The following is a 17093-nucleotide window of genomic DNA, read 5'->3' on the forward strand; positions in this document are numbered from 1 at the left end:
ATGATCGTCCAGATTCGATGGGCAAAGAGGTATCGTGTACCCACGCCAGTTTGACTTTTGTCGAGAGCCGTGAATAATGTCAGCCGAGGAGACGGCATGGCGATCCGACCGGCAGAACAGCTTATCCACAAGGCCGCATGGCTCTATTATGCCCATGGCCTGCGCCAGGACCAGGTCGCCAGCCAGCTTAACATCTCCCGCGCCTCGGTCGCCATGTATTTGCGCAAGGCGCGCGAGACCGGCATCGTCAACATCTCGACCTCGACGCAGCTGTTCACCGACGACGTGCTTGCGCGCCAGCTCGAGGACGCGCTCAAGCTTGATGCGGTGTGGATCGCGCCGGAGAATGCCTATGTCGTCGACCCTTCGACGGACGTTGCGGTGCTGGCGGCGGGCGTCTTTCTCGAACTGGTCAAGAAGGGCGACCGGATCGGCGTCGCCTGGGGCCGCACCGTCTACACCATCGCCGACGTCATGTCCTATGCCGACCTGCAGGACGTCACCGTTGTGCAGCTCTGCGGCAATCTCGGCGCGCCCTACTCCTACCGTCCCGACCAGTGCACGATGGAGATCGCCCGGCGGCTCAACGCCAAGGGCCTCAATTTCTACGCGCCGCTGGTGCTGACGACGGAATTGCTGGCGCATGGGCTGCGCGCCGAACCGGTGATCCGCGAACAACTGGCCGATATTGCCAACTGCGATCTGGCGCTCTATTCGGTCGGCACCGTCGATGGCGACAGCCATGTCGTCAAATGCGGCGCGCTCAGCCCCGGCGAGATGGGGCTGTTGCGCGAAGCGGGCGCCGCCGGCGTCGTTGCCGGCCAGATCATCGATGCCACCGGCAAGGCGCTCGACTGCAGCTACAACCGCCGCGTCATCTCGGCCTCGCTGTCGTCACTGCGCCAGATCGAAAAGCGGCTGATGGTGGTGCAGGAAGACAGCAAGTTCGAACCGCTGCTCGCAGCACTCGCCGGCGGACTCTGCACGCATCTCGTCGTCGGCGCCAGCATGGCGCGGCGGCTGCTCGACCATGCCGGAGCCAGTGCGGGGGCAAAAAAGGCTTCCTGACCAACGAAATCCCAGCAGCCGGCGCATTGTCATCAAGGCGTCGCGGCACTCCTGTTCACAGCAACATCAAAGACAGCAAAGCGGACATAGCGACATGAAGAACCTTTGGAATGACGGCGACGCGGAAAGACTGGTTGCCGACTATGCGAAAAAGGGCGTTGCCCGCGACCTCGCGCTGCGCGTCTACACGACCCGGCTGCTCGGCGGCGAGCCGCGGCTGGTGCTGCATGGCGGCGGCAACACCTCCTGCAAGACCAAGGCCACCGATCTCGTCGGCGACGAATGGGATGTGCTGTGCGTCAAGGGCAGCGGCTGGGACATGGGTGTGATCGAGCCGCAAGGCCTGCCGGCGGTCAAGCTCGGCGCGCTGCTAAAGGCGCGTGCGCTGGCCAGCCTCGCCGACGAGGACATGGTGGCGCTGCAGCGGGCGAACCTCATCGACCCCGCCTCCCCCAATCCATCGGTCGAGACGCTGCTGCACGCCTTCCTGCCGCACAAATTCGTCGACCACACGCATTCGACCGCGATCCTCGCCATCGTCGACCAGGCGGACAGCAAGCCGCTGATCAAGACCGTGTTCGGCGACAAGATGGGGTACGTGCCCTACATCAAGCCGGGCTTCGACCTCGCCAAGGTGGCCGCCGATGTCTACGACGCCGACCCCAGCGTCGAAGGCCTGATCCTCGACAAGCATGGCATCTTCACCTTCGGCGACGCTGCGAAGCAGGCCTATGACCGCATGATCCATTATGTGAACGTGGCCGAAGACTATGTGGCGAAGAACGGCAAGCCGAAGGCAGCGAAAGCCGCACTGCCGGCCAAGCTCGCAACGCCGGCAGCGATCGCGCCGATGCTGCGTGGCGCGGTGGCGGTGGCGCGTGGCGAAGGCCGCTTCGACCGCATGATCAGCGATTTCCGCACTTCGGACGCCATCGTCGATTTCATCAACTCAGCCGGCATTGCAGACTATGCCGGACGCGGCGTGTCGACGCCCGACCTGTCGATCCGCATCAAGACCGGACCGATGGCGGTTCCGGCGCCAGACGCCGACAAGATTGGCGACTACAAGGCCGTCATCAAGAGCCATGTCGACGCCTTCGCCAACGACTATCGCGCCTATTTCGAAACCAACGATGCGCTGGACGACGTCCAGCGCACCATGCTCGACCCGATGCCGCGGCTGACGCTGGTGCCGGGCCTCGGCATGTTCGGCCATGGCCGCACGCTGAAGGATGCGAAGATCGCATCTGATGTCGGCGAGATGTGGATCGAGGCGGTGCGCGGCGCCGAGGCCGTCGGCAGCTTCCATCCTCTATCGAAGGCCGACCTCTTCCCGCTGGAGTACTGGTCGCTTGAGCAGGCCAAGCTCGCCTCCAACAAGCCGAAGCCGCTGACCGGCCAGGTGGTGCTGATCACTGGCGGCGCCGGCGCGATCGGTGCTGCGACGGCAAAACTGTTCGCCGCCAATGGCGCGCATGCCGTCGTCGTCGATCTCGATGCGGCCAGGGCGGCCGAGGCGGCAAAGGCAGCCGGCAACAATTCGATCGGCGTCGGCGCCGACATCACCAACCCGGCCGAGCTGCGCGCCGCCTTCGACAAAGCTGTCGCTGTCTATGGCGGCGTCGACATTCTGGTCTCCAACGCCGGTGCCGCCTGGGAAGGCCGCATCGGCGAGCTCGACGATGCCCTGCTGCGCAAGAGTTTCGAGCTCAACTTCTTCGCCCACCAGTCGGCGGCGCAGAACGCGGTGCGCATCATGCTGGAACAGGGCACCGGCGGTGTGTTGTTGTTCAACACCTCCAAGCAGGCGGTCAACCCGGGTCCGAAATTCGGCGCCTATGGTGTGCCGAAGGCGGCGACGCTATTCCTGTCCCGGCAATATGCGCTCGACTACGGCGCGCACGGCATCCGCTCCAATGCGGTCAACGCCGACCGCATCCGCTCCGGCCTGTTGACCGACGCCATGATCGCCAGCCGTTCCGGCGCGCGCGGCGTGTCGGAGAAGGAATACATGTCGGGCAATCTGCTCGGACAGGAGGTGACGGCAGAAGACGTGGCGCAGGCCTTCCTGCACCAAGCATTGGCCGAACGCACCACCGCCGATGTGACGACGGTCGACGGTGGCAACATCGCCGCAGCGCTGCGCTAGACATAGACCTGGAGCGGTTCATCGTTCACCAAAACGACGAACCGCTCTCCCACCTGAAGGACTCCAGGCGGAGAACTGCTTTTGCAGGTCGTGCTGAAAAACTGCTCGAACTGGTCAAAATCCACTCCAATCCTTGGCCTATTGCTCGACCACTTTAGGGCGCGCCTTGTGTTTCGCATGCGAGCTCCGACCCTGATCCTTGGTGGAGTTGTCGATGGCTGCGAAGAGACTTCGTGTCGGCGTGCTGTTCGGCGGGCGCTCCGCCGAGCATGAGGTTTCGCTGCTTTCGGCAACCATGTCATGCGTACTCTGGATCGGCGAAATACGACTCCGTTCCCACCTTCGTCACCCGCGAAGGCCAATGGCTGCTAAGCGATTTCAAGGACGGCGCGCTGGCGACACCGTCTGATGGGACGCAGCTTTGCCTGCCGCCGGGCGGGCATGGCGGATGCTGGCGATCCCGCCAAGGGCGCCGCATGACCTGCCTGCCATCGAATATGGTGTTCCGGTGCTGCACGCCTGCATGGCGAGGACGGCGCGGTGGCTGGTGCGCGTCGGGCGGTCATGATGCAGGGGCAGATTCCTAACAGATATTGTTAGATCTTGTTGGCTGCATTATAATGTGGGTATGAAAAACGAACCTATGCGCACCCTCACCATATCCCTTACCGCGCAGCAGATAGCTCGCCTGCAAAGCGCTATCGAAGGTGGCGGTTATGCTTCCAACAGCGAGATTGTCCGCGACGCCCTGCGCTTATGGGAGCAGCGCGAGGAATTGCGCACGCTCGAACTCCAGCACTTGAAGCGGGCCTATGCCGACGGGATGGGCAGCGGCAAGCCAGTGGCTGTCGACCACACCGAGTTCATTCGCAGCCTGAAGGCAGAACGCCGCGCCCGTGGCTAGCCATCGGCTCACACCGCGCGCTTCGCAGGATTTGCGAGACATCTGGCACACCATCGCCGCCGACAATGAAAAGGCAGCAGACAGACTGTTGATGCGCATTTTCGAAAGACTGGAGCTGGCGGCGCAGCACCCCAAGATGGGCAGCGCACGGCCCGAGTTAAGCGCAACGGCCCGCGTGCTCGTCGAAGACCGCTATATCATCATCTACGAGCCGCAGCCCGATGGTGTTATCGCTGTGGCGATTGTCCCCGGGATGCGCGATCCAGACCATTGGTTGTAGGCCGGCAGGCTTACCATCAATATGAAAAGAGCGGCCCATAGCCGCCCTTCGCATCTATCAGACGACCGATCCTACTTCGCGTTCGGGTTCGGCATCCAGGCCGGCATGGCGACATCGGCATGGGCGAATTGCGGCAGCTTGGCCGACAGGTCCTCCATGTTCTTGATGTCCTTGTCGATCAGGTCCTTCTGGGTGATCAGCGTCGGCGGCACGACGACGTTGTGGCCGGGATCTTCACCGGCGAGCAGCTGCGCCAGCGCGCGCACCGAGACCTGGCCGACGACGGCAGGGTTGGTGGCGGCGGTGGCGGCCCAGGCGCTGTCGGTCTCGCGCATGGCCGCGATGTCCGAGGTAGAGATGTCGGCGGAGTAGATCTTGATCTTCTTGTTCAGCCCCGCCTCGTCGACGGCGATCTTCACACCCTTGGCGAACTCGTCATAGGGCGCGAACATCACATTGATGTCGGGATGCGCCTGCAGCACCGAGCGCGCCTGGTTGGCGACCGAGTTGGCGATCGGGTTGTCGAGCGTGCCGAACATCGCGACTTCCTTGATGCCGGCATGTTTCTTCTTCACGTCGACCCAGGTCTCGTTGCGGCGGTCGAGCGGCGCGATGCCAGCGACATAGACATAGCCGGCGTTCCAGCTCTCGCCATTGTCCTTGACCGCCTGCTCGAGCGCCAGGCGCGCAAGGTCCTTGTCGGACTGTTCGATCTGCGGGATCTTGGGGTTTTCGACATTGACGTCGAAGGCGACGACCTTGATGCCGGCATCGACCGCGCGCTGGGCGGCGTCCTTCATCGATTCCGTCAGCCCGTGCTGGATGATGATGCCCTGCACGCCGAGTGCGATGGCCTGGTCGACCATGTCGGATTGAAGGGCGGCGTCCTGGCGGCTGTCGAGCACGCGCAGATCGATGCCGAGCGCCTTGGACTGGGACTCGACGCCCGAGAGATAGGCCTGGAAGAAATCGCCGGTCGAGAGATAGCGCACCAGCGCGATCTTGACGCCGGGCTTGTCGAACGGCGCCGGCTTGTCGGCGGCAAAGGCCGGGACCTGCATCAGCATTGTTGCGCCGGCCAATCCGAGCGCGACCTTCCCCAAAAGTCGTCTTGTGATGTTCACGTTCTTTCCTCCGTTTGTTGAACCCAAAACTGTCCCGGCAGCCATTCTATCTCCTGCCCCGGCCGGAAAGGGCGAAGGTAAAGACAAGGGCGACGACGAGAACCACGCCCTTGACGAAATCCTGCGTGTAGTAAGGCGCGTTCATCATCGTCAGGCCTTGCAGCAGGATGCCGACGAACAGCGCGCCGATGGCGGTGCCGAAGGCGTTCGGCTTGGCGGCGCCGAGCACCGCGTAGCCGATCAGCGCCGCGGCAACCGCATCGAGCAGCAGATTATTACCCGACGCGATGTCACCGCGTCCAAGCCGTGCGGCCAGCAAAATCCCGCCGATCGAGGCAAAAACTCCTGAAATGACGTAGGCCCAGATTTTGTATGCCTTGACAGGCGCGCCGGCGAGTTCGGCGGCCCGTTCATTGCTGCCCACGGCATACATCATGCGGCCGAAGCGTGTGTATTCGAGGAAGAACCAGATCAGCACGGCGAGCACGATCAGCACGACCACCGAGACCGGAATGAGGTTCGGGATGAAGAAGTCGAAGCGGTGGCGGCCGAGCGCCAGGAAGGCGTCGGAGAATTTGCCGTTGGCGACCGAGCCGTCCGGCATTGTCATACCGGTGGCGATGGAGCGTCCTTCAGTCGGGATGCGCTGGAGGCCGACGAGCAGGAACATCATGCCGAGCGTCGCCAGCAGATCGGGCACGCGCATATAGACGATCAGCCAGCCATTGATGAGGCCGACAAGGGCGCCGATGAGCAGGCAGATGAAGACAGCGACGACAACGTTCTGCTCCAGCACCACCATGACATAGGCAGCCGCCATCATGGCCGATGTGGCAACCGAGCCGATCGAGAGATCGAAGCCGCCGACAACCAGTGTGGCGGTGACGCCCAGCGCCAGCACGCCGGTGATGGCGACCGACTGGAAAATGAAGACGGCACTTTGCGGCGAGACGAACCCATCGGCGGCGATGGCGAAATACGCGATCAGCCCGAACAGAAGCACGATGAACCCGTAGCGGATAGCGTAATCGCGCAGCGTCATTCAGCGCCCGCCGTCAATACCCAACTCAAACCCGTGCACTCCATTCCAACCCTCAGTTCTTCAATCATCGTGGCTCAGGCCGCACTGTGCAACGGCCCGCCCGCGACTTCGGCCAGCAGACGGTCGAGATCGACATCGGCGTTGCGGTGTTCGCCGACGATGGTCTGCTCGGACATCACCAATATGCGATCGGCCGTCTCCAGTGCCTCGTCGAGTTCGGAGACGAACAGCAGCGTGGCGCGGCCATTGGCGCTTGCCCTCAGCTTGGCGGCGATGTCGCGCCTGGCGGAGATATCGACGCCCTGGAACGGTTCGTCGAGAATGAACAATCGGGCGTCCTGCGCCATCCAGCGGGCCACCATCACCTTCTGCTGGTTGCCGCCCGACAGAGTGGTCATCTCGTCCTTCTCCGAGCGGCAGACGATGCCGAGATCCTCGATCTGCCGGCGGGCAATAGTGCGTTCAAGGCCGCGTTTGAGAACTGAAAAGCGCGACATGCGCTTGTGGAAGGGCAGGCTGATGTTTTCCTGGATGTTGAAGCCGCCGACGATGCCGTTTTCGCCACGGTCCTTGGCGACCAGAAACACGCCGGCGGCGATGGCTTCGCCGGTCGACGCGGGCGCATAGGGCTTGCCATATAAAGTCATCGTACCGGACAGCGGCTTGCGCAAGCCGAACAGCGTCTCGGCGAGCGCGGTCTTGCCGACGCCAACGAGGCCGGTGATGGCAACGACCTCGCCGTCGCCGAGCGTCAGCGAGAATGGCCGGGCACCAGGGGCGATGCGCAAGGCATCGACGGTCAGGATCGGCTTGGCAGAACTCCTGGCTTCGATGCGGTCAAGATGGATCTTGCGGCCGAGCATGGCGTTAACGGCGCCCTCATAGTCGAGAGGCTCGCTGTCGAAGACGCCTGAGATGACGCCATCGCGCATCGAGACGATGCGGTCGGCAAGCCGCCTGATATCCGACATGCGGTGCGAGATGTAGAGGATGGCGACGCCTTGCTCGCGCAGCCGGTCGAGCAGGGCGAACAGCCGGTCCGCCTCGGCGCTGGACAGTGAGGAGGTCGGCTCGTCGAGGATCAGCACTTTCGGCTGGTGCGCCATGGCGCGCGCGATGGCCACCATCTGGCGATCGGCCAGCGACAGATCGCTGATGCGGGCCTTGAGGTCGATGGCGAGCCCCATGCGGTCGGCCACCGCTTTGGCTTCGCGGCGCACCCGGCCGGGGTTGAACAGCAGCGGCGCGCCCTTGCCGCTCAACCGGTCGAGCGTCAGATTGGTGGCGACATCGAGATCGGCGACGACGCCGTCATTGATGTTTTGGTGCACGGTAACGACACCGGCGCGGATCGCCTCTGCCGGCGTGTTCGGCGCAAAGTTGCCGCCAGCGAGGTGCATGACGCCGCCGTCATGGTCGTAGACGCCGCTGATGATCTTGACGAGGGTGGACTTGCCGGCGCCGTTGGCGCCCATCAGCACGGTGATCTCACCGCCATGCAGTTCGAGCGAGACGCCGCCAAGCACCTCGATATGGCCGAAGGATTTCCTCAGCCCGTCCACGCGGAACACGGCATCATTGCCCATTCGTTCCTCCCTGACGATGACGCTATGGGCTACGTCATCAATTGTCAACTCGATTGACATTTGCCAGTCAGCTTCCTAGCTTGGCCTCACCGCCATCGCTCCACTATGATTGGAGCGAGCAAGCGGGAGGGTGAGGAATGACTGCGAAATTGCCGTTTGAAGCACTGTCGGTGGAGACGCTTGCAACGCGCCTCGGTACGAACGAAGCGCTGTGCGCCAAAATCGGCAAGGGCCCTTGGAAGGTGCGCGAGGTCGGCGACGGCAATCTGAACCTCGTCTTCATCGTCGAAGGCGGCTCGGGTGCGGCCGTGGTCAAGCAGGCCCTGCCCTATGTTCGCCTCGTCGGCGACAGCTGGCCGTTGCCGCTCAAACGCTCCTTCTTCGAGTATCACGCGCTGACGCGGCAAGAGGCGCGCGCGCCGGGCTCGGTGCCGGCGATCCTCCATTTCGACGAAGCCCAGGCGCTGATCATCATGGAATATCTCGCGCCGCCGCACATCATCCTGCGCCGTGCCCTGATCGACGGCCGCGAGTTGCCAAATATCGCCCGCGACATCGGCCTGTTCATGGCCCGCACTTTGTTCCGCGGCTCTGATCTCTCCATGCCCACCAAGGACCGCAAGGCCGACCTGGCGCTGTTTGCCGACAATGTCGAGCTCTGCGGCATCACCGAAGACCTGGTGTTTTCCGATCCCTATTTCGATGCCAAGCTGAACCGGCACACCTCACCGCAGCTCGACGGCCTGGTTGCCGAACTGCGCGCCGACCGCGACCTCAAGGTCGAAGCGCAGCGGCTGAAACATATCTTCGCCGCCAACGCCGAGACGCTGCTGCATGGCGACCTGCATTCGGGCTCGATCATGGTCACCGACACCGAGACGCGGATGATCGATCCGGAGTTCGCCTTCTACGGTCCGATGGCCTTCGATGTAGGCATGCTGCTCGCCAATTTCTGGATGTCCTACTTCTCGCAGCGCGGCCATGAACAGAAGGGCAAGCGTGACGCCATGCGTGCCTATCTGCTCGGGGTGACCAACGACACCTGGACGGTGTTCCGCGCCGAGTTCTCGCATCTATGGCGCACCGAGCGCACCGGCATGCTTTACCAGAAGAGCCTGTTCGAGGATCAGGGCGACATTCTCGCCTCGGAGCAGGCGCTCGACCATGTGCTGCACCAGATCTGGACCGACCTCTTGGGCTTTGCCGGCATCGAGGTGCACCGGCGCATCCTCGGCCTCGCCCACAATGCCGATTTCGAGACCATCGAGGACGAGGATCTGCGAGCCTCCTGCGAGGCCAAGGCGCTGAAATTCGGCCGTCACATCGCCGTCAACCGGCGCCAGATTCACGGCATGGACGAGGTCAATAATCTGGCCGCTTTGATCGAACGGGAGAGCAGGATTTGAACGTCGGCGAGCGCCACTACCGCACCATCTGGCTGAGCGACGACCAGCGTTCGGTCGAGATCATCGACCAGCGCTGGCTGCCGCACGAGTTCCGGGTCGAGACGATCGGGAGCGTTGCCGGCATCGCCACCGCGATCCGTGACATGTGGGTTCGTGGCGCGCCGCTGATTGGCGTCACCGCGGCCTACGGCGTCGCCATCCAGATGGCGGACGATCCGTCTGACGAAGCGCTCGACGCGGTCTGGGAGACGCTGCACAAGACGCGGCCGACTGCGATCAATCTACGCTGGGCGCTGGACGAGATGCGGCGGTTCCTCAGGCCGATCGTATTGGGACAGCGCGCGGAGGCGGCCTATAAGCGCGCTGCCGAAATCGCCGACGAGGATGTCGATCTCAATCGCGCCATCGGCGAGAACGGGCTTGCCATCATCAAGGAGATCGCGGCACGCAAGAAGCCGGGCGAGCCGGTCAACATCCTCACCCACTGCAACGCCGGTTGGCTGGCGACGGTCGATTACGGCACCGCCACGTCGCCGATCTATCTCGCCGTCGAGGCCGGCATTCCGGTCCATGTCTATGTCGACGAGACGCGCCCGCGCAACCAGGGCGCCCAGCTGACCGCCTGGGAGATGGCCGGCCACCGCGTGCCGCACACGCTGATCGTCGACAATGCCGGCGGCCATCTGATGCAGCGTGGCGCGGTCGACATGGTGATCGTGGGCACCGACCGCACCACGGCCAATGGCGACGTCTGCAACAAGATCGGCACCTATCTCAAGGCGCTTGCCGCCTCCGATAATGAGGTGCCCTTCTACGTCGCTCTGCCCTCGCCGACCATCGACTGGACGGTGGGTGATGGCCTGACCGAAATCCCGATCGAGGAACGCTCCGGTGACGAGGTGTCGCTGGTCTGGGGCAAGACGGCGGACGGCAAGATTGCGCAGGTGCGGGTTTCGCCCGAAGCGACGCCGGCGGCCAATCCGGCGTTCGATGTGACGCCGGCACGGCTCGTGACGGGGCTGATCACCGAGCGCGGTGTGGCCAAGGCTTCGCGCGAAGGGTTGAAGGCGATGTTCCCCGAACGCGGATAATCTCCCCCCTTGAAGGGGAGATGTCGCCAAAGGCGACAGAGGGGGTCGGTGCGTCCTGAAGCGTTGACTTTCATCTGCCGCAAGGAGGTCGCACCCAGTCGAACCGACCCCCTCTGGCCTGCCGGCCATCTCCCCCTCATGGGGGGAGATTAGCGCCTCACCGGCTGGCTACCGAATTTCGGCCATGCAACAAGAATTGCGGCCTCGATGGCCGCTGACGGTTGCGGTTCTGGCGAAATCCGGCCAGAAGCATCTAGGCCGGCAACCGGCCGGCCCGCGACGTTGCGCTTGAAACCAGATACGGGAGACTATTGGGTGGCTCGCATAACACTGAGACAATTGCTCGACCACGCCGCCGAATACGGCTACGGCGTACCCGCCTTCAACATGAACAATATGGAACAGGGCCTCGCCATCATGGAGGCGGCCGAGGAGACCAAGTCGCCGGTCATCCTGCAGGCCAGCCGCGGCGCCCGCGCCTACGCCAATGACGTGGTGCTGGCCAAGCTGATCGACGCGCTGGTCGAAATCCACCCCGACATCCCGGTCTGCATGCATCTCGACCATGGCAACAACGAAGCCACCTGCGTCACCGCCATCCAGTACGGCTTCACCTCGGTGATGATGGACGGCTCGCTGAAAGAGGACGGCAAGACGCCGGCCGACTATGCCTACAATTCCGGCATCACCCGGCGCGTCGTCGACATGGCGCATTGGGGCGGCGTGTCGGTGGAAGGCGAGATCGGTGTGCTCGGTTCGCTTGAGAGCGGCGGCGGCGAGCAGGAAGACGGCCACGGCGTCGAAGGCGCCATCAGCCACGACCAGCTCTTGACCGATCCGGAACAGGCGGTCGAGTTCGTCAAGGACACCCATGTCGATGCGCTGGCTGTCGCCATGGGCACCAGCCACGGCGCCTACAAATTCTCACGCAAGCCGGACGGCGCGGTGCTGGCGATGAACGTCATCGAGGAAATCCACCGCCGCCTGCCCAACATGCATCTGGTCATGCACGGCTCGTCCTCGGTGCCCGAGGACCTGCAGGAAATCATCAATAGATATGGCGGCCAGATGAAGCCGACCTGGGGCGTGCCGGTGGAAGAGATCCAGCGCGGCATCAAGCACGGCGTGCGCAAGATCAACATCGACACCGACAACCGCATGGCGCTGACCGGCGCCATCCGCAAGGTGCTGACCGAAAACCCGAGCGAGTTCGATCCGCGCAAATACCTGACGCCGGCCATGGCCGCGATGCGCAAACTGTGCAAGGAGCGCTTCGAGCAGTTCGGCACCGCCGGCAATGCCCAGAAGATCAAGCCGCTGCCGGTAGCTGAGATGGCCAAGCGCTACAAGTCGGGCAGCCTTGATCCGAAGTTTGGGTGAAGTCCCCTGGCGCCTCTTCCTTCTCCCCTTGTGGGGAAGAAAGAAGAGCTATTGACATAAAAAAGGCCGGGCGCGAAAGCAGCCCGGCCAAAAGAAGGTCAAGAACCTTCAGAGGGGAACACCGTTCGGTGGAATGGGAGGAAACCGCCGAACGATAATTCCTATATGCGCGCATTCGCTGCGGTTGGCGACGAACGGCTTTCTAAAACAATGCGGGATGCGGAAATTTCGTTCTTGTCTTCCAAGATTTCAGCCGGCTGAGCGCCGGTTTCCAGGAGATCGGCGTAGTGCCGGCGCGCCACGTCGGGATGCGAGCGCAGGCGGCTCTTCAGCACATTGGTACCGACATTGCGAAACAGCGGATTGTCGGGATCGCTGGCCGGACCCCGCGCCTCGGACGCCAGTTCCTCGGGCAGGTTGAGCAGCGGGATCGTGGCGTCGAGCCGGGCGCTGAAGAAGAAGGGCACCGAAATCCGCTCGACACCGGCCGGTGGCGTTACCACGCGGTGGACCGTTGCTCTCAGATACCCGTTGGAGGCCAGCTCGAGCAGTTCGCCGATGTTGATCACCAGCGTGTCGGGCAGCGGATCGACGTCGACCCAGGCACCGTCATATTCGACCTGCAGCCCCTTGCTCTCGTCCTGCAACAGAAGCGTCAGGAAACCGCCATCCTTGTGCGCGCCGACGCCTTGGTTGTCGCCGGTGGCGTCGCGGCCGGGGTAGCGCACGATCTTCATGCGGTGGTTGGGCTCGGCCCGGTAGACGGAATCGAAGGCGTCCTCGGCCTGATCGAGCGACAAAGCGAAGGCCCGGAGCAGCCGGATCGCCACCGCCGTCGCCTTGGCCTGCCATGCGAGTAGCGCCGGCTTCAGCTCGGGCAGCGTGGCCGGCCACTGGTTGGGCCCTTGCAGCCGCGTCCAGGCGGGCACGCCGGGGCCTTGTTCGATGGCCGGGCGTTCGACGCCGATGTCGAGCTGTTCGCGCCAGTCGGCCTTGCCTTTGGTCAGCTCGCCGCCGGCGCGCGTATAGCCGCGGAACTGCGAGGACTTCACCATTTCGATCGCCAGTTTGTCGGCTTCCGGCAAGGCAAAGAACCGGCGCGAGGCGTCGAGCACTTCTGCGGTATCCGCAGTCGATATGCCGTGGCCGGTCAAATAGAAGAAGCCGACATCGCGCGCGGCCGTGCGCAGGTCGAAGAGAAACGTTCGCCGCTCGGAAGCGCCCTGTTCGAGACGGCCGAGATCAAGCACGGGTACGATCCTGGGCATGGTCAAGCTCCTTGTTCCGCTGTCACGGTGGCACGCAGGCCGGTCCGATCAAAGCAACGCGCAATCCAATCTCGGCGCCGATAGAGAAAGCCGGCGCTGCGTTTGGCAGCCTGCCGGCAAATAACGTTCGTGGCGCTCATCCGCGCCGGTCCAGCCTGGCGACCAGCCGGTCGCCGACCCACTGGATGCCGCAAACGAGGATGATCAGCACAATGACCACGGCGACCATGACGCTGGTCTCAAAACGCTGGTAGCCGTAGCGGATGGCGAGGTCGCCAAGCCCGCCGGCACCGATGGCGCCGGCCATGGCCGAGGCGCCGATCAGCGTTACCAGCGTCACCGTGAAACCGGCGACGATGCCGGGCAATGCTTCGGGCACCAGCACCTCGCGGATGATCGTCCAGCGGTTGCCGCCCATGGCGCGCGCCGCCTCAATCAGGCCGCGATCGACCTCGCGCAGCGACACTTCGGCGATGCGGGCATAGTAGGGCGTCGCCGCAATCGACAACGGCACGATCGCCGCCCAGGTGCCGATCGAGGTGCCGACGATCAGCCGCGTCACCGGGATCAGCGCCACCAGAAGGATGATGAAAGGCACCGAGCGGAAGCCGTTGATGACGGCGCCGAGCGCGCGGTTCACCCACAGGCTTTCGGCAATGCCGCCGCGCTCGGTGGCAATCAATGCCAGGCCGAGCGGCAGCCCGAAGACGAGCGAGATGAGACCGGACGCGGCTGTCATCAGGACCGTCTCCCAGATCGAACGCAGCAGAAGTTCAAACAGAACCGGCGACATGGCCAAGCACCTCCACCCGCGCGTCGCGGGCCTTCAGGAATGCGATTACTTTCGACAGATGTTTCGGATCGTTGCCCGCGACCGCAAGGAACAGCGTGCCGACCGGCTGCTGTTGGACATGGTCGATGCCACCATGGACGAGGCGGAAAGGCCCCGGCACCGCCACCGCAAGATCGGACAGCAGCGGACCGCGCGCGGCCTCACCTGCGACGTCGACCCTGAGGATGAGCTCGGCGCCGCCTCCGGGAGCAAGCCGGCCGGCAATCTCGGCCGGCAGTTGCGGGCGGATGCCGCCGAGCAGGCTCCTGGTGATTTCGGAACGCGGCTCGGCAAAGACCGACCACACCGGGCCTTGTTCGACGATGCGCCCGGCATCGATCACCGCGACGCGGTCGGCGATCGAGCGGATCACCTCCATCTCGTGGGTGATGAGCAGGATGGTGAGGCCGAGCTGCCGGTTGATGTCTTTCAGCAAGGCCAGGATGGAGCGCGTCGCCTCCGGATCGAGCGCTGAGGTCGCCTCGTCGGACAGCAGCAGCGCCGGCCGCGCGGCCAGCGCCCTGGCGATGCCGACGCGCTGCTTCTGGCCGCCCGACAGCGAGGACGGATAGGCCTTCGCCTTCTCCGACAGGCCGACGAGGTCGAGCAATTCGGCGGCGCGCGCCAGCCGTTCGGCCTTTGGGCGGCCCTCGATCTTCAGCGGCAGCGCGACATTGTCCTCCACGGTCTTGGCCGACAGCAGATTGAAGTGCTGGAAGATCATGCCGATGCGACGCCGCAGCGGCTGCAATTCACGCTCGCCGAGCCGGCCGATCTCGCGGCCCTCGATGAAGACGTCGCCGGAGTCCGGCCGCTCCAGCCCGTTGAGGCAGCGGATCAGCGTCGACTTGCCGGCGCCGCTGCGGCCGATGATGCCGAGGATCTCGCCCTTGCGCACCGTCAGCGAGACGCCGTCGAGCGCAGGCGTCGCGCCGAAGCGGCGCTTGAGGTCGACCAGGCGTACGACATCTTCCTGCCCGGCCGATATATTGACCGGACCGGATGCTTCGGCCGTGACGTGCTGGTTCATCTCACTGTCCGTTTCAACGCTCGACAAATGCGACGGCGACCCGCTCAACAGCGGGCCGCCTGCTCCTGACAACCAGGCGCCGATCAATAGGCGCTGATCCCGGTGCCCTTGTAGACCTTGTCGAACTCGGCCTTGACCGCCTCGTTCTGGTAGGACGCGACCAGCGTCTTCACCCACGCCTCGTTCTCGTTGCCGGATTTCACGGCGATGAAGTTGCGGTAGGGGTTGTCGGCCACCGGCTCCTGGGCGATGCGGTTGTCCGGGCCGAGACCGCTCTTCAGCGCCCAGTCGGTGTTGACGACAGCCGCGTCGAGATCCTCGACCGAGCGGCCGACAATGCCGGCGTCCAGTTCCTTGATGACGACCTTCTTAGGGTTCTCGGCAATGTCGGCGGTGGTCGCCAGGATGCCGGTGCCGTCCTTCAGCTTGATCACGCCTTCGTTCTGCAGAACGCGCAACGCGCGGCCCTCATTCGAGGGGTCGTTGGGCAAGCCGATGACGGCGCCTTCGGGCAGGTCGGCAACCTTGGTGTATTTCTTGGAGTAGAGGCCGATCGGCCAGACGCCGGTGTAGCCGACGCGCACGATGTGGTACCCTTGGGTCTTGATCTGGTTGTCGAGATAGGGCTGGTGCTGGAAGGCGTTGGCGTCGATCTCGCCGCGCTCGAGCGCCTCGTTGGGCTGGGTGTAGTCGTTGAACACCACGGTCTCGACGGTCAGGCCTTTTTCGGCGGCCTGGGCGACGACGACGCGCCAGACATCCTCATCCTCGCCGCTGATGATGCCGACCTTGATAGACTTCTTGTCCTCGGCGAAGGACGGCGTCGGCTGAGCCAGACCGGCAAGCGTGACGGCCGAGGCAAAAAGTGCCGCAAGGGCAGCTCGCCGGCTGATGGCTGAAAAAAGAAGAGAGCTGGAAGCGTTTCCGCGTTCGGACATTGTCGATCCCTCGTAATCCTGAAGTCATTGCGGCGAGGTGGAATACCAAGCCTTGACGACATCATCGGCAATGCTGCTTGCCGGATCAAAGAACCGCATTTCTTCTCAAACACGAAGCCGGGAATATTCTCTCAAAGATTTCGCAATTGCGAGAACGGTCACGCCGGACCGGTCAGAATGTCTCGACAAAGGGCCGCAGCTCGACCTCGAAGCTCCAGGCGCTGCGATGCTGGCGATGGGTCGCGAGATAGGTCTGCGCGATCGCATCGGGCGACAGCTGGCTGTCCGGTCGCTCGGGCTTCGTCCCGACCGGCTCGATCTGGCCGTCGATAATGAAATGGGCGACATGGATATTCCTAGGGAAGAGTTCGCGCGCCATCGACTGAGCCAGACCGCGCAGGCCGAATTTCGGCATGGCAAAGCCGGCGGAGTTGGGAAAGCCCTTGATGCTGGCGGAAGCGCCGGTGAAAAGAATCGAACCGGAGCCGCGCGCAAGCAGCCGCCGCGCCGCTTGCTGGCCGACCAGGAAGCCGCCATAGGCGCCGACAAGCAAGGCTTGTTTGACCGCATCGGGATCGACCTCGGCGATCGGGCCGCGCGTGCGGCCGCTGGCATTGAAGACGGCAAGGGCCAGCGGGCCTTGCTTGTCGGCGGCGTCGAACAGGCCGGCGACGGAGGCCGGATCGGCGACGTCGGTTTCGACGGCCAGCGCGCCGGTTTCCCCGACCAGCGCCGCGAGCTTGGCCGTGTTGCGGGCGGCCAGCACCACGCGGAAGCCTTCCTTGGTGAGAAGACGGGCCAGCGAGCCGCTCAGGCCTGCGCCCGCGCCCGCGATCACTGCGACTTCGGATGCCATGCCGTTTCTCCCTGACGATTGCTGTGCTTGTTCCATAGCTGGCGTCTTGAACGGCAAGAGGCAAGAACGGCGTTGCTCGATTTTCGCTGTTCGGTAAAAAACCCTGCCGGCAGGTTCGGAGCGATCGACCGCGGCCGGG

Annotated in this window: 15 protein-coding genes and 1 pseudogene; 8 read left to right on the top strand and 8 right to left on the bottom strand. The window is 63.9% G+C overall.

Annotation, left to right across the window (positions count from 1 at the left end; translation table 11 throughout):
* Positions 1–96 precede the first annotated feature (96 nt).
* The 5 genes and pseudogenes from NKK50_RS23860 to NKK50_RS23880 all read left to right on the top strand — a co-directional run bounded on the left by NKK50_RS23860 (position 97) and on the right by NKK50_RS23880 (position 4401).
* Positions 97–1068: a sugar-binding transcriptional regulator gene (locus NKK50_RS23860; protein ID WP_023684445.1), complete on the top strand. Its 972-nt coding sequence runs from the start codon at positions 97–99 to the stop codon at positions 1066–1068.
* Between the two features lie 94 nt (positions 1069–1162).
* Positions 1163–3217 carry a bifunctional aldolase/short-chain dehydrogenase gene (locus tag NKK50_RS23865; RefSeq protein ID WP_023709180.1) on the top strand — a complete coding sequence of 685 codons (2055 nt, stop codon included), beginning with the start codon at positions 1163–1165 and terminating at the stop codon, positions 3215–3217.
* Positions 3218–3431: 214 nt separating this feature from the next.
* Positions 3432–3766: pseudogene (locus NKK50_RS23870) on the top strand (D-alanine--D-alanine ligase A); the annotation flags it as partial.
* A 94-nt stretch (positions 3767–3860) separates the two neighbouring features.
* Complete coding sequence (locus NKK50_RS23875; protein WP_023704832.1) at positions 3861–4121, top strand: ribbon-helix-helix domain-containing protein; 261 nt, start codon at positions 3861–3863, stop codon at positions 4119–4121.
* Positions 4114–4401, top strand: a complete 288-nt coding sequence (locus NKK50_RS23880) for a type II toxin-antitoxin system RelE/ParE family toxin (protein WP_023704831.1) — start codon at positions 4114–4116, stop codon at positions 4399–4401. The genes NKK50_RS23875 and NKK50_RS23880 overlap by 8 nt, the downstream gene beginning before the upstream one ends.
* A 71-nt stretch (positions 4402–4472) precedes the next feature.
* Here NKK50_RS23880 and NKK50_RS23885 read toward each other — a convergent pair whose 3' ends face one another.
* From NKK50_RS23885 to NKK50_RS23895, 3 genes are all read right to left on the bottom strand, one after another.
* The gene (locus tag NKK50_RS23885) at positions 4473–5525 is read right to left on the bottom strand and encodes a substrate-binding domain-containing protein (RefSeq protein ID WP_023687049.1); all 1053 of its coding nucleotides are present in this window, start codon (positions 5523–5525) and stop codon (positions 4473–4475) included.
* A 46-nt stretch (positions 5526–5571) separates the two neighbouring features.
* Positions 5572–6567 (bottom strand): ABC transporter permease, encoded by a 996-nt coding sequence (locus NKK50_RS23890; RefSeq protein ID WP_352543938.1) that lies wholly within the window; start codon positions 6565–6567, stop codon positions 5572–5574.
* A 74-nt stretch (positions 6568–6641) separates the two neighbouring features.
* The gene (locus NKK50_RS23895; protein ID WP_352543939.1) at positions 6642–8153 is read right to left on the bottom strand and encodes a sugar ABC transporter ATP-binding protein; all 1512 of its coding nucleotides are present in this window, start codon (positions 8151–8153) and stop codon (positions 6642–6644) included.
* Between the two features lie 137 nt (positions 8154–8290).
* Here NKK50_RS23895 and mtnK point away from each other — a divergent pair, with 137 nt between their 5' ends.
* The 3 genes from mtnK to fba all read left to right on the top strand — a co-directional run bounded on the left by mtnK (position 8291) and on the right by fba (position 12030).
* Entirely contained in the window at positions 8291–9559 is a 1269-nt protein-coding gene (mtnK, locus tag NKK50_RS23900; protein WP_023668574.1) for an S-methyl-5-thioribose kinase, read from the top strand.
* A complete protein-coding gene (gene mtnA / locus NKK50_RS23905; RefSeq protein ID WP_352543940.1) occupies positions 9556–10650 on the top strand; it encodes an S-methyl-5-thioribose-1-phosphate isomerase in 1095 nt (364 codons plus the stop codon). The genes mtnK and mtnA overlap by 4 nt, the downstream gene beginning before the upstream one ends.
* Positions 10651–10965: 315 nt before the next feature.
* Positions 10966–12030, top strand: a complete 1065-nt coding sequence (gene fba / locus NKK50_RS23910) for a class II fructose-bisphosphate aldolase (protein ID WP_023687044.1) — start codon at positions 10966–10968, stop codon at positions 12028–12030.
* A gap of 161 nt (positions 12031–12191) precedes the next feature.
* Here fba and NKK50_RS23915 read toward each other — a convergent pair whose 3' ends face one another.
* The 5 genes from NKK50_RS23915 to NKK50_RS23935 form a co-directional block, all read right to left on the bottom strand.
* Complete coding sequence (locus tag NKK50_RS23915) at positions 12192–13298, bottom strand: isopenicillin N synthase family dioxygenase (protein WP_352543941.1); 1107 nt, start codon at positions 13296–13298, stop codon at positions 12192–12194.
* A 136-nt stretch (positions 13299–13434) separates the two neighbouring features.
* A complete protein-coding gene (locus tag NKK50_RS23920; RefSeq protein ID WP_023668578.1) occupies positions 13435–14091 on the bottom strand; it encodes a methionine ABC transporter permease in 657 nt (218 codons plus the stop codon).
* A complete protein-coding gene (locus tag NKK50_RS23925) occupies positions 14072–15160 on the bottom strand; it encodes a methionine ABC transporter ATP-binding protein (RefSeq protein ID WP_352543942.1) in 1089 nt (362 codons plus the stop codon). Before NKK50_RS23925 ends, NKK50_RS23920 begins: the two co-directional genes overlap by 20 nt.
* An 83-nt stretch (positions 15161–15243) precedes the next feature.
* Positions 15244–16098, bottom strand: coding sequence for a MetQ/NlpA family lipoprotein (locus NKK50_RS23930; RefSeq protein WP_023668580.1), 855 nt, complete (start codon positions 16096–16098; stop codon positions 15244–15246).
* Between the two features lie 172 nt (positions 16099–16270).
* Positions 16271–16954 (bottom strand): SDR family NAD(P)-dependent oxidoreductase, encoded by a 684-nt coding sequence (locus NKK50_RS23935; protein ID WP_352543943.1) that lies wholly within the window; start codon positions 16952–16954, stop codon positions 16271–16273.
* Positions 16955–17093 lie beyond the last annotated feature (139 nt).

The organism is Mesorhizobium sp. M0001 (genome assembly GCF_040324255.1).
In the GTDB taxonomy this organism is placed as follows: domain Bacteria; phylum Pseudomonadota; class Alphaproteobacteria; order Rhizobiales; family Rhizobiaceae; genus Mesorhizobium.